This is a genomic window from Lentzea cavernae (assembly GCF_014653695.1).
GTDB lineage: Bacteria > Actinomycetota > Actinomycetes > Mycobacteriales > Pseudonocardiaceae > Lentzea > Lentzea cavernae.
Genome location: NZ_BNAR01000025.1, coordinates 74,537 through 87,133, shown reverse-complemented (window position 1 = coordinate 87,133; position 12,597 = coordinate 74,537). Strand labels below are relative to the sequence as shown.

General features: G+C 70.4%; 10 protein-coding genes and 1 pseudogene. 7 read left to right on the top strand and 4 right to left on the bottom strand.

Annotation, left to right across the window (positions count from 1 at the left end):
* Window positions 1-231 precede the first annotated feature (231 nt).
* From IE307_RS43260 to IE307_RS43250, 3 genes are read left to right on the top strand one after another with little or no spacing between them, the layout of a single operon-like run.
* On the top strand, window positions 232-4,095 hold the full coding sequence (locus IE307_RS43260; RefSeq protein ID WP_229905604.1) for an amino acid adenylation domain-containing protein: 3,864 nt from the start codon (window positions 232-234) through the stop codon (window positions 4,093-4,095).
* 25 nt (window positions 4,096-4,120) lie between these two features.
* The gene (locus IE307_RS43255) at window positions 4,121-4,345 is read left to right on the top strand and encodes a tautomerase family protein (protein WP_191305309.1); all 225 of its coding nucleotides are present in this window, start codon (window positions 4,121-4,123) and stop codon (window positions 4,343-4,345) included.
* Between the two features lie 28 nt (window positions 4,346-4,373).
* The gene (locus IE307_RS43250) at window positions 4,374-5,039 is read left to right on the top strand and encodes an HAD family hydrolase (protein ID WP_191305308.1); all 666 of its coding nucleotides are present in this window, start codon (window positions 4,374-4,376) and stop codon (window positions 5,037-5,039) included.
* On the opposite strand, the gene IE307_RS43245 is transcribed toward IE307_RS43250, so the two are convergent.
* Both IE307_RS43245 and IE307_RS43240 read right to left on the bottom strand, forming a co-directional pair.
* Window positions 5,021-5,593, bottom strand: coding sequence for a dihydrofolate reductase family protein (locus IE307_RS43245; RefSeq protein ID WP_191305307.1), 573 nt, complete (start codon window positions 5,591-5,593; stop codon window positions 5,021-5,023). The two genes, IE307_RS43250 and IE307_RS43245, sit on opposite strands and share 19 nt — an antisense overlap.
* A 170-nt stretch (window positions 5,594-5,763) precedes the next feature.
* Window positions 5,764-8,505 (bottom strand): ATP-binding protein, encoded by a 2,742-nt coding sequence (locus IE307_RS43240; RefSeq protein ID WP_191305306.1) that lies wholly within the window; start codon window positions 8,503-8,505, stop codon window positions 5,764-5,766.
* A 94-nt stretch (window positions 8,506-8,599) separates the two neighbouring features.
* Here IE307_RS43240 and IE307_RS43235 point away from each other — a divergent pair, with 94 nt between their 5' ends.
* Window positions 8,600-8,821, top strand: a complete 222-nt coding sequence (locus IE307_RS43235; RefSeq protein ID WP_191305305.1) for a hypothetical protein — start codon at window positions 8,600-8,602, stop codon at window positions 8,819-8,821.
* On the opposite strand, the gene IE307_RS43230 is transcribed toward IE307_RS43235, so the two are convergent.
* Window positions 8,818-9,555, bottom strand: a complete 738-nt coding sequence (locus tag IE307_RS43230) for a hypothetical protein (protein WP_191305304.1) — start codon at window positions 9,553-9,555, stop codon at window positions 8,818-8,820. The two genes, IE307_RS43235 and IE307_RS43230, sit on opposite strands and share 4 nt — an antisense overlap.
* A gap of 85 nt (window positions 9,556-9,640) precedes the next feature.
* Here IE307_RS43230 and IE307_RS43225 point away from each other — a divergent pair, with 85 nt between their 5' ends.
* Window positions 9,641-10,000 carry a hypothetical protein gene (locus tag IE307_RS43225; protein ID WP_191305303.1) on the top strand — a complete coding sequence of 120 codons (360 nt, stop codon included), beginning with the start codon at window positions 9,641-9,643 and terminating at the stop codon, window positions 9,998-10,000.
* Window positions 10,001-10,009: 9 nt separating this feature from the next.
* Entirely contained in the window at window positions 10,010-10,372 is a 363-nt protein-coding gene (locus tag IE307_RS47180; RefSeq protein ID WP_229905603.1) for a MerR family transcriptional regulator, read from the top strand.
* 679 nt (window positions 10,373-11,051) lie between these two features.
* Here IE307_RS47180 and IE307_RS47175 read toward each other — a convergent pair.
* A pseudogene (locus IE307_RS47175) lies at window positions 11,052-11,843 on the bottom strand (AfsR/SARP family transcriptional regulator); the annotation flags it as partial.
* A gap of 179 nt (window positions 11,844-12,022) precedes the next feature.
* On the opposite strand from IE307_RS47175, the gene IE307_RS43215 reads away from it, so the two are divergent.
* A complete protein-coding gene (locus IE307_RS43215) occupies window positions 12,023-12,544 on the top strand; it encodes an RICIN domain-containing protein (protein WP_191305301.1) in 522 nt (173 codons plus the stop codon).
* Window positions 12,545-12,597 lie beyond the last annotated feature (53 nt).

The following is a 12,597-nucleotide window of genomic DNA, read 5'->3' as shown; positions in this document are numbered from 1 at the left end:
AGTTGGCGTCAACCCAACACCATTGTGGACAGTGGGGCAACCATTCGCCACCGAACCACCGTCCCAGCGGGTGGGAGTCCGGCGGTGCTCGAGCCCGTTCCGGTAGACCTCTGCGGCTGCGCACAAGGGCTGATCACTCCAGCCGGTTTCGAGTCGGAGCCCATACGTTCCGCAAATATCCAAGAACGCGCTCGCACCCCGCTCATGCTGACCGCTTGGGGGATTTCTGAGATGTCGCACGAAGCTGAAGTGGACGGCGGCTGCCTTCCCGACCTGCTGCGCAAGCAGGTGGAGGAACACCCTGATCGCACAGCCGTCGTCTTCGGCGAAGAGACCATCACCTACGGCGAACTCTTCGAGCAGAGCTCCGCGCTGGCCACACACCTGAGACGGCTCGGCATCAGCGAGGACGACTGCGTCGGCATCTTCGTCGAACCGTCGCTCGACCTCGTGGTCGGCGCGTGGGGGATCCTCTGCGGCGGCGGCGCCTACCTGCCGCTGAGCCCGGAGTACCCCGAGGAGCGCCTCCGGTACATGATCGAGGACTCGCGCACCAAGGTCGTCGTCACGCAGCCCGCCCTGAAGCAACGCCTGACCGAACTCGCGCCCAGCACCACGAGGATCGTCACGCTCGCCGACTGCGACGAGGCGTTCGACGACGGCTTCTCCCCCTCGCACGAGAGCCTCGCGTACATCATCTACACCTCGGGCAGCACCGGCCGGCCCAAGGGCGTGATGATCGAGCACCGCAGCGTCGTCAACCAGATGCAGTGGTTGCACGACTTCCACGCCATCGACGACACGAAGCGCGTGGTGCAGAAGACTCCCATGAGCTTCGACGCCGCGCAGTGGGAGATCCTCGCCCCCGCCATCGGCGCGACCGTGGTCATGGGCCGTCCCGGCATCTACCGCGACCCGGAGATGCTGATCGAGACCATGCGCGAGCACGGCGTCACGACGCTGCAGTGCGTGCCGACGCTGCTCCAGGCGCTGATCGACACGGAGGAGTTCGCCACCGTCAGCTCGCTGGAGCAGGTCTTCAGCGGAGGCGAGGCGTTGTCGCGCACGCTGGCCCAGGCGTTCGTCGCGGACATGCCGGGCGTCGCGCTCGTCAACCTCTACGGCCCGACGGAGACGACGATCAACTCGTCGTCGCACGTGGTCGACCCGGCCGAACTCGCGGAGGCGCCGAAGTCCATCTCCATCGGCGTTCCCGCCGCGAACACGACCTACCTGGTGCTCGACGAGAACCGGGACATGGTCACCCCCGGCGAGATCGGTGAGCTCTACATCGGCGGCGTCCAGGTCGCCCGCGGTTACCTGCACCAGCCCGAACTGACGCGGGAACGGTTCGTGGACGGCATGTTCCGCACCGGCGACCTGGTGACGCAGAACCTCGACGGCACCGTGCAGTTCGCCGGACGCGCGGACAGCCAGGTCAAGCTGCGCGGATACCGCGTGGAGCTGGACGAGATCCGGCTGGCGATCGAGACGCACGACTGGGTCCGCAACGCCGCGGTCATCGTGAAGGAGGACGACCGCACCGGGTTCCAGAACCTGATCGCGTGCGTCGAGCTGAACCCCAAGGAAGCAGCCCTGATGGACCAGGGCAACTCCGGCTCGCACCACCAGTCGAAGGCCAGCCGCCTGCAGGTCCGCGCGCAGCTCTCGAACCCCGGTGTGCGCGACGACCTCGGCGGGCGGCACACCGTCGACCTGCCCGGCGAGGAAGCGTCCTGCCTGCAGCGCAAGGTCGTCTTCTCGCGCAAGTCCTACCGCTTCTACGAAGGCGGCCAGGTCACCGACGCCGACCTGCTGCGGTTGCTGGAGCGCAAGCCCTCCGGGGCTGGCTCCAAGTCCCCGCGCGGCGTCCACGTCGTCGAGCTGGGCGAGATCCTGCGCTACTTCGGCGCGCACTTCAGCGACCAGCGCCTGCTGCCGAAGTACGGGTACGCCTCACCGGGTTCGCTCTACGCGACCCAGCTCTACCTGGAGCTGCACCACATCGCGAACCTGCCGGCCGGGTTGTACTACTACCACCCGCTGCGCCACCAGCTCGTGCTGATCTCGTCCGTGCCCGAGAACGCGGAGGCGCAGGCGAAGCTGCACTTCATCGGGCGCAAGGCCGCGATCGAGTCGGTGTACCTCAACAACATCCAGGAAGTGCTCGAGATCGAGACCGGTCACATGGTCGGGCTCTTCGAGGAGGTCCTGCCGGGGTACGGCCTCGACGTCGTGGCGTCCGCGCACACGCCGGAGACCAAGGACCTGCTGGAGGTCTCCGACGAGGACTACTACCTCGGCACGTTCGAGCTGTGCGCCTACACCGGTGTCCGCGAGGACGACGTCGACCTCTACGTCCAGACTCACCCCGGCCGCGTCGCGAATCTGCCCGGCGGCCAGTACCGGTACACCGGTGGCGAGTTCGAGCGCGTGTCCGACGAACTGGTGCTGCGCAAGCACGTCATCGCCATCAACCAGGCGGTGTACGAGCGCGCGAGCTTCGGCGTCACCGCGATCAGCAGGTCCACAGAGGACTGGAGACGGTACGTCGACCTCGGCCGGGCGATGCACCGGTTGTCCGCCAACGACGTCGACCTCGGCTTCATGTCGTCGGGCTACAGCTCGAAGTCGGACAACGACCTGCCGTCGGCCAGGCGGATCAACGCGATCCTGGCCGACATCGGCGAGGAGCCCGGACCGTCGTACTTCTTCCTGGGCGGCAAGGTCTCCTACGCCCAGCGCCGCAGCCCCGGCATGAAGGAGGACGTCGTCCACATGAAGGGCCCGGCCGAGCTCATCCGCGACGACCTGGTCAACTTCCTGCCGGACTACATGATCCCGAACAAGGTCGTGGTGCTGGACCGGCTGCCCGTCACCGCGAACGGCAAGATCGACGTCAAGGCCCTGGAGGCGTCGGACCGGACCGACGTCGACGACCAGGACCGGCCGTTCGTCGCGCCGCGCACCACGACCGAGCGCCGCGTCAGCGAGATGTGGAAGAAGCTGATGAAGCGCGAGACAGTCTCGACGCACGACGACTTCTTCGAGACCGGCGGCAACTCGCTGATCGCGGTCGGCCTGGTCAACCGCATCAACAAGGAGTTCGGCACCACCCTGCCGCTGCAGGTCCTCTTCGAGTCGCCGACGATCGAGCAGCTCTCCCGCCGGGTCGACGGCCTGCACGAGGGCCCGATCTCCCGGCTGGTCCCGTTGCAGCCCAACGGCGACGGGGCACCGGTGTTCTGCTGGCCCGGTCTCGGTGGCTACCCGATGAACCTGCGCACGCTCGCAAGTCGTTCGGAGCGCCCGTTCTACGGCGTGCAGGCGTACGGCATCAACGAGGGCGAGACGCCGTACAGCACGATCCGCGAGATGGCCGCCGCCGACATCGAGGCGATCAAGAAGATCCAGCCCGAGGGCCCGTACACGTTGTGGGGCTACTCCTTCGGCGCGCGGGTCGCGTTCGAGACGGCCTACCAGCTGGAGCAGGCGGGCGAGGAGATCGCGAACCTGTACCTGATCGCGCCGGGATCACCGAAGGTGCGCTCGGAGCGGGCCGGCGACGAGGCCTCGTTCGACAACAGCGCGTTCGTGACGATCCTGTTCTCGGTGTTCGCGGGCAGCATCACCGACCCGCGCCTGGCCCGGTGCCTGGAGGTCGCGAAGGACGAGTACAGCTTCTCGGCGTTCGTCAGCGAGGAGTTCCGCGACCTCGACCGGGAGCTGGTGCGGCGGATCATCCAGATCGTCACCGAGACGTTCTCCTTCAAGTACACCTTCAGCGAACTGGCCGAGCGCACCATCTCGGCACCGCTCACGATCTTCAAGGCGCAGGGCGACGACTACTCGTTCATCGAGGGCAGCGAGGGCTTCTCGGTCACCGACCCGGTCGTCGTCGAGCTGGAGGCCGACCACTACAGCCTTCTTCGCGAGCCCGACGTCGACGAGTTGCTGGCGTCGATGCGGCGGCGCGACACCGTGCGGCGGGAGATCGCCCAGGTGCCGGTGCTGTTGTCCGACGCACAGATGGCCGAGCTGATCGCGGCCGTCACCAAGGCCGTCACCCTCGCCATCACGGGAGGCCAGTCATGAGGAGCCCAGTCATGAGGAGCCCGGCATGCCGCACGTGAACGTCAAGCACTTCCCCGCGCCGCTCACCGAGGAGCAGGCGTCCGAGCTGGTCGCGTCCATCACCGAGGCCGTCACGCGGGCGTTCGGCTGCGACGAGGGTGTCGTGTCGATCGCCCTGGAACCGGTCGACCCGCAGGCGTGGCAGGAGCAGGTCTACGCGCCGGAGATCGTGGAGCGCAAGGAACTCCTGCGCAAGATCCCCAACTACTGAGGTCGCCGACGGCGGAGGAGATGTCCCGATGAGACGCTGCGCGATCTTCGACCTCGACGGCACCCTCGTCGACACCCCGCGCGGGATCGTCACGACGTTCGCCGCCGTGCTGGCCCAGCTCGACCTGCCGACCGCGGACTCACCGACGATCCGCGGCACGATCGGGCTGGGCCTGTCCGCCGCGTTCGCGAAGGTCCTCGGGGTGCCCGAGGACGACCCGGTGGTCACGAGGTGCGTCGAGCTCTACCGGCCGACGTTTCGCAAGATCGTGCTGCCGGTGGCCCCACAGCTCGTGTTCCCCGGCGTGTACGACGGGCTGCAGGTGTTGCGGGAGAACGGTTTTCTGCTCGCCGTCGCGACGAACAGGTTCATCGCGAACGCCGAGGAGGTGCTGGTCGCGGCCGGCCTGCGCGAGGAGTTCCCCGTCGTGGTCGGCGCGGACCAGGTGCCGAAACCCAAGCCCGACCCCGGATCCGGGCTCCTCGTGCTGCGCAGGCTCGGTGTGGCGCCGCGCAACGCCGTGATGGTCGGCGACACCACGTACGACGTCGACATGGCGAACGCGGCCGGGATGGCGTCCGTCGGCGTGACCTACGGAGTGCACGGCGCCGACCAGTTGCTCAGCGCCGGGCCCACCTGGCTCGTCGACTCGTTCGCCGGCGCCGTGGCCGCGGTTCAGCGCACGACGTCGTAGACCAGCTTCTGAATGCCGTTGGAGTACGACTCGCTCTCGACGACCTTCAGCTGCTGCTTGTCCTTGTCGGTCTGGCTGAACAGGCGCTTGCCCGCGCCGAGCAGCACCGGGAACACCAGCAGGTGGTAGCGGTCGATCAGGCCCGCGTCGGACAGGTTGCGGTTGAGCGTCGCGCTGCCGTGGATGGAGATCGGGCCGCCCTCGGTCTCCTTCAGCGCGGCCACGTCGTCGAGCGACCGGAGGATCGTGATGTCGCCCCAGTTGTCGACGAGCTGGTCCTCCTTCAACGTGCTGGAGACGACGAACTTCGGCATCGCGTTGTACTGCGGGAAGTAGTCGAGCGTCGGCCACACCGGGGCGAAGGCCTCGTAGCTGACGCGGCCCATCATCATCGCCGCGGCTTCTTCCTGCTCACGACCCTTGATCTCGTAGGCGGCCTCGTCGAACTCGATGTCCTGGAAGGTCCAGCCGGCGCTGCGGTGACCGGGCTCGCCGCCGGGGGCCTCGACGACGCCGTCGAGAGAGACGAAGGCGGTGGCGATCAGGGTGCGCATCTGGTTCTCCTCGGTGTTCGCGCTTGCTGTCATCAGTGCGTCGAACGGAGATGACGGGAATCGACATCTCGCGCTGAGGAAGTTTCCGTCATGAGTCCCGGCGGCGCTGAACACCCCTCCGAGTTCAGCGCCGCCGGCTGCTCGGTGAGTCTTCCTCGTGGTCAGGCCGCTCACATGGGGGCGGAGCCCCCAATTAACGGGCGGGCGTGCGTGATCAGGTCGGCACGGCTCTGGCGGCCGGTGCGGGCCTTGAGGCTCGCGACGTGGCGTTCGACCGTGCGCGGGGACAGGAACAGCCGTTCGGCGATCTCGGCGTTGCCGAACCGCTCCACGACCAGGCGCAGCACCTCGTACTCGCGGACGGTGACGCCCGCCCTGCGCAGTGCGGGCGGCACGGTCTCGTGGTCGCGGCGGCGTCGTTGCCTCGGGGCGCCGGCCTCGCGCAGCACGGCCCGGCAGGCGGCGGCCACGGCGGGCACGCCTGCCTGGTGGTAGTGCTCCTCCGCCTCGCGCAGCCACTCCAGCGGCTCGCCCCAGCCGTCCGCCAGCGCTCTCGGTCCGGCGAGCCTCAGGCCGAGGTGGCGGGGCAGGCCGAGACCGGTGCTCAGCTCCAGCGCCTCGGCCGCCGCCGCGTTCGCCAGGGCCACCTGGCCCTCGCGGCCCAGCAGGATCGCGCGGCTCCACGCGAAGTACGTGCGGTGCAGCCGGACCTGCGAGAGGTGCGACTCGGCGAGCCGGTCGAACTCCGGCCTGCCCGCGAGGCCGAGCGCGACCCGCACCAGCAGCCGCGGGCCCTGGTAGAAGGTGCCGCGCAGGATGCGCGGTTCCGCGACGGCCTTCTCCACCTCGTCGAACTCGGCCAGCGCGCGGTCGTACCGCTCCTCCATCACCGCGCAGACCGCCGAGCTGTACGACCAGATCTCCTCGGACCCGCCGTGGTCGCGCAGCCGCGCCAAGGCCTTGTCGGTCGCCTTCCGGTCACCGTGCATGGCCGCGATGCCCGCCTCGATCGCGACGGCCAGCGACTTCAGCGCGTGCAGGCCCAGCTTCTCGGCGGCCTCCCCCGCGCTCGCGCCGTACCGCGCGGACTCCTCGTACTCGCCGCGCACCAGGTACGTCCCGCCCAGGTGCAGGTCGGCGGCGATCAGGATGACGATCGCGCCGCTGTCGAGCGCGGCCTGGCGGGCGGCCAGCAGCGTGTCGACGCCGGCGGTCAGGTACTTGTCGGTGATGCCCAGTTCCAGCAACGCCCGCAGCCGCCACGCCGCGAGCCCGTGCTGTTCGGCCGTGTGCAACCAGCGCTGGATGTGCTGGCGCGCCTCGGCGAGGTCCTGCCCTCGCGTGCAGCGGGTGAGCACTTCGAGGGCTTCGCAGACGATCTCCGGGGTGCCCGTGGCGGCAGCGCGTTCGGCGAGCGCACGGGCCTTGGGCAACAGGTCGAGCTGGTTGAGGCCCAGCAGCAGAGCCGCTTTGACGACGTCGGCCTCCGCGCACGTCTCCTTGGCCGTCGCGAGCAGGTCGAGGCCGCGCTCCCACTGCCCCGCGACGGCGGCGACCCTGGCCTGCGCGAGCCGCACGGCCGCCCGGCGTTCCGGCGCGGCGTGCGATGCCGTCAGCGCCTGCTGGAGCCGTTCTCCCAGCGCGAAGGCCCTCGCCCCGTTGTCGGCGGGGACGACGACCGCGGCCAGCGGCAGGACGGCGGCGAGCGCGCCGAGCAGGTCCGCGGTGAGGTCCGGATCGGCCGTCAGCGCCTGGCCGCGTTCGAGCAGCTCGACGGCGGTGCCGAACCGGCCGAGCGCGGCGGCGTGCCTTCCGGCCCGCACCAGGCACCCCACGGCCTTCGCCGTCTCGCCGCCCGCCTCCCACAGCTCGGCGATCAACTCCAGTTCGCCGGGCCGCAACGCCTCCGCGGCACCGGCGGCCCTGCGAGCGAGCGCCGCACGCGCCGCCGGCGTCATCCGGCCGGTGATCGCGTCGGCGGTCAGCGCGTGCCGGAACTGGTGGCCGTGCACGAGCTGCGCGCATTCGGCCTCCTGCAACAACATCGGCACGTCCGCGCTGTTGGCGAGGGCAGTGACGACGTCGAGCGGGAACGTCCGGCCGAAGATCGCGGCGGCTTCGAGCACCTCCGCGCACTCGGCCCCGAGCGCGTCGACCCGCCGCACCGTGGCCGCCGCGACCGTGGGCGGCACGGCCCGCAGGTCTCCGTTGACCAGCTCCTCCACGACGAACGGCACACCGTCGGACACCTCTGCGAGGTGCCGGAGCACGTCGTCCGGCGCGGGCTCGCCCAGGCAGTGGCGGGCGAGCTCGGCGACCTCGCCGGCGTCCAGTCCGCCCAACCGCAGCGTCGTCGCCGTGCGGCGGGCGGTGGCCTCGTCCGCGAGTCGTTGCGCGCCATCGGGATGCGGCCGCGCCGTGGCCAGCACCAGGACGGGCTCGTCCGCGAGGTTGTCGAGCAGGTAGTCGACGACGGCCAGCGTCTCGCCGTCCGCTTCATGGAGATCTTCCAGCAGCAGAACGGTTTTCTCGGCCGTGAGCAACCGCAGCACGGCCTCGGCCCTGACCACGGCCGGGTCCGGCACGCTCGCCGGCGCGTCCGGTGTCATCCGCAGCAGCACGGGCAGGTACGCGCCGAGCTGCTTCTCGTCCGGTGCGCCGGCCTTGCGGAACGCGGACAGGACCGCTTCGCACAACGCCCTCATCGGAACCGCGCGACTCGCTCGTCCTTTGAGCACCCGGAATCCGCGTTGCGCGGCATGGCCGGTCACCTCGGACGCCAGCCGGGACTTGCCGATTCCCGGTTCCCCGACCAGGAACACCGCGCCACCGCGACCATGCTCGGCCTGGGTGACCGCGGCCCGCAGCGCCGAGGTCTCCTCGTCACGACCGACCAGCACCGGGGACCGCATGGCGCCCGAGGGTACTAGCCGGTCAGGAATCGAGAAGCACGGCTGAGCACCTGCTCCTACCGTTGTCCCCACCACCGACCCCAGGAGGACGAACATGACCGGCAGCAAGGGAATCCGCCAGTTCCACCGCGTGGTGAGCATGGTCTTCATGGCCACCGTGGTGTTCACGGCCGTCGCGCTCACGGTCAACGCGGAAATGGTGTGGGTGTCGTACGTGCCGCTGCTGCCGTTGTTCGTCCTGATGGGAACGGGCGTCTACATGTGGTTCCTGCCGCAGATCGCCCGCCGCAAGGCGGCCCGCCGCGCCGCCGCCTAGGCGAGCCGGTCCTCCAGGTGCGTGAGGGTGGCGTTCAGCGCCACCCCGTACACCGCGATCCGGCACGCCAGCCGCCACAGCGTCGCGTCCGTCGGCGCCACGGCCAGGCTGATCACCAGCTCCCGCACGAGCCTCCGGGTCTGCGCGACGAGCACCCCGACGCTCTCGGTGATCTCCCCGAACGCCGCCGACACCGACCCGAGTCCCCGGATCGCCTCGACGTTGTGCCCCATCAACCGCACGTGCTCGGCGGCGCCGGTCCACTCGGGCGGGTCCTGCTCCAGGAACGCTTCCAGCTCGTCGGCCATGGCCTGCTGCTCGGCCGCGATGGTGTACCAGGTCCTGGCGTGCGCGGCGATGACGTCCGGCAGTCCGGTGAGGTCGTCGAGCACGTCCCGCAGCGGCCCGATCCGCTCCATCGCCGCCCGCGCCGAGTGCTCGACCGGCGCGACCAGCGACGGCAGCGCCGCCTCCCGCACGGGATCCGGCGCGGGCCGCCGCACCCCGTAGAGGTCGTGCAGGCCTGCCACGATCAGGCGCAGGTTCTCCTCGACGTAGGACACGAGCTCGTCCTGCCGGGCGTGCTTCTCGAGAACGGTGTCGATGATCCACCGGCACAGCCGCCCGTAGACCGTCTCGTCGCCGACGACGACAGCGCTGGCCTCGTGCACGGCCGCGAACCGCACGCGCACGGCCTCGACCTGGCCGGCGTGGCGCACGATCTGGCCGGTCACTCGTCTCCCTCGGCTCGGCGAAGTTCCCGGCAACGGTAGCGGGGACTTGACCCTGCACCGTGGTGCAGAGCCCATCGTGGTCGCCATGACCCAAGATCACGTGGCCCGCTGGGGCCGCGCCGGAGCGCTGTACGACCTGGTGGCGAGCATCGTGTTCGTCACGCCCTGGACCGGCGCACTGGCCCTGGACGTGCTCGGCACGCCCCACACCTCGCACACCCTCCTGTTCTCCACCCTGTTCGGCACGGTCGTGGTGATGTGGTCGATCGTGCGCTGGCTGCGCCCCGAACGACTGCTGATCACCGCCGACACCATCGGGCGGGCCCTCTTCTGCGGCTGGTTCACGTGGGCGCTGTGGCAGGGCCACACCCCCGCGCTCGCCGGGTTCCTCGCCCTGGAGCTGTTCTGGGGCGCGGCACAGCTGCGCGCGTTGCTGCGGAGGTAGCTTCCGGTGGTGCGCATATCCGAACTGGCCCGGGCCGCCGGGGTGGGCATCAGCACCGTGCGGTTCTACGAGCGCCGCGGCCTCGTCGTGCCCACGGCCCGCACCCGCGGCGGCTACCGCCACTACGACCACGAGGCGTTGCGGCGGTTGAAGTTCATCCGCCGCGCCGCACGGCTCGGCTTCACGCTCACCGAGGTAGAGCAGCTCCTCACCGCTTCCGCCAAGCCCGACGTGGGCGAGGTCGTCACCGGCAAGGTCGCCGAGATCGAGCAGCGGATGCGCGACCTGGACCGGGTGCGCCTCGCGTTGCTCGACGTCGCGGAGAACGGCGTGCGGGAGCAGTGCCCGGTGGTCGCGGCGCTGAGCGACTGAGTTCGGCGGCGTAGGCGTGCAGGAGGCCGTGCAGGAAGTACCGGCCGGGGCGGCGTTCGGCGAGCAGGTTCGCGCGGGTCAGCTCCGCCAGCACCGGCCGGACGTGCCGCGTTCCGAGCAGCGCGGCGGCGTTCTCCACGGAGATCTCCTGGCCGGGGTGCAGGCCGAGCAACCGGAACAGCCGGGCGGCCTCCGGTCCCAGCGCGCGGTACGACCAGGAGAACACCGTGCGGAGGTCCGTGGCCGGGTCACCGCCGTCGAACGCGTCGAGCCCGTCGCGCAGTTCGGCGGCGATCTCCTCCAGCCCGAAGCCGGTGCAGGCGACCCGCGCGGCCACGACGGTCAGCGCGAGCGGCAGGCCCGCGCAGCGCGAGACGACCTCGGCCACGGCCGCGGGGTCGGCACGGGTCCCGAGCCGATCGGCGAGCAGGGCACGTGAGTCCTCCGCGGACATCAGGTCGACCGGAACGGGCTGCGCGCCGTCCACCGCGACCAGGCCGGTGAGCCGATCCCGGCTGGTGACCACGACCAGGCATCCGGGGGCCGCGCGCAGCAGCGACCGCACCTGGTCCGCGTCACGGGCGTTGTCCAGCAGGACCACCGAGCGCCTGCCGGCCACCACCGGCTCGGCCGTGCGGCGCAGGTCGACGTACACCTGCCCGTCCGGGAACCGGTCGGCGGCGCGATGTGCCCAGTGCAGCGCGAGCGCCGTCTTCCCCACCCCCGCGGGACCGGTCACCGCCACGATCCGGTGCCCGGCGGCCAGCGCGGCGTCGAGTGCGGCCAGTTCGCGTTCCCGTCCCACGAACGACCGCGGCGGCACGGGCAACTGCCGCGGCACGGCCACGTCCGCCCTGAGGATTCTCTGGTGCAGCGACCGCAGAGCAGGCCCGGGATCGGCACCGAGCTCCTGGGCCAGCCGCACCCGGACCTGTTCGTAGCGCAGCAACGCGTCCGCCTGCCGCCCGCTGCGGTACAACGCCAGCACCAGCTGCCCCGCCAGCCGTTCGTCGAGCGGGAACGCCGCCGCCGTCACCTCCAGCTCCGCCAGCAGCTCCGCGTGCCGTCCCCGTTCCAGCAGCAGGTCGTTGCGGTCCAGCAGGGCCGCGAACCGGCGCGACTCCAACGCCGTCCGCACCTCGGCCAGCCACGGTGTGTCCACAGTGGAGAACGGCTCACCGCGCCACAACCCGAGCGCCTCGCCCAGCACGGTCTCGCCCGGCTCCACCCGCGCCCGTTCCACGAGGGCGTGGAACCGGTGCAGGTCCACCGACATCGGATCGGCGCACACCACGTACCCGCCCTGCCGCCCGACGATCCGCACCTCGTCCGGGAGCACCTGCCGCAACCGCGACACGTACCCGGCGACGGCGTTGCGCGCCCGTTGCGGGACGTGCTCGCCCCACACCCGGTCCACGAGCACGTCGACGGGCACCAGCCTGTTCACCTCCACCAGCAACACCGCCAGCACGCACCTCTGCCGCGCGTGACCGATGTCCACGACCTCGCCGCCCACGCGGACCTCGACGTCGCCGAGCAGTCGGAACTCCACGCCTGACCTGCTGATCACACGATCACCGAATCCCCGCCGAACACCCGGGGTCCACCGTCTGCGATGACAGATCGACAGCAGACCTTCGGAGGGCACCAATGTCCAGGACTTCTCTTCGCCGCTCCAGCGCCGTGATCGCGCTGGCCGCCGCCGCGATGGCGCTCACCGGCGCGGGGACCTCGTCCGCGGCCGTCACCTACGACCTGATCCAGAACGCGCACAGCGCGAAGTGCCTCGACGTCGCCGACGGCAGCCGTGAGAACAAGACGGCGATCGTCCAGTACACCTGCGACGCGACCAAGTCCCACCAGCAGTGGACGCTGGAGCAGGTCGGCGACGGCAGTGGCGCCGTGCGCCTGAAGGTCGCGCACAGCACCAAGTGCGTCGACATCTGGGACTCGAGCCAGGACCCGACCGCGGACGCCACGCAGTACACCTGCAGCGCCACCAAGTGGAACCAGCAGTTCCTGGTCGAGACCACGGCGACCGGCACGCTGAAGTTCCGGGCGCGTCACAGCGGCCTCTGCCTCGAGATCGAGGGCAAGAACACCAGCAACAAGTCGAAGCTGCACCAGAACACCTGCATCACCCACCGCGCCCAGGAGTTCACCATCGGCTGACCGCCCCCTCTCGCGGGCCGTGCCCAGCGCACGGCCCGCGTTCCGGCTCGTAG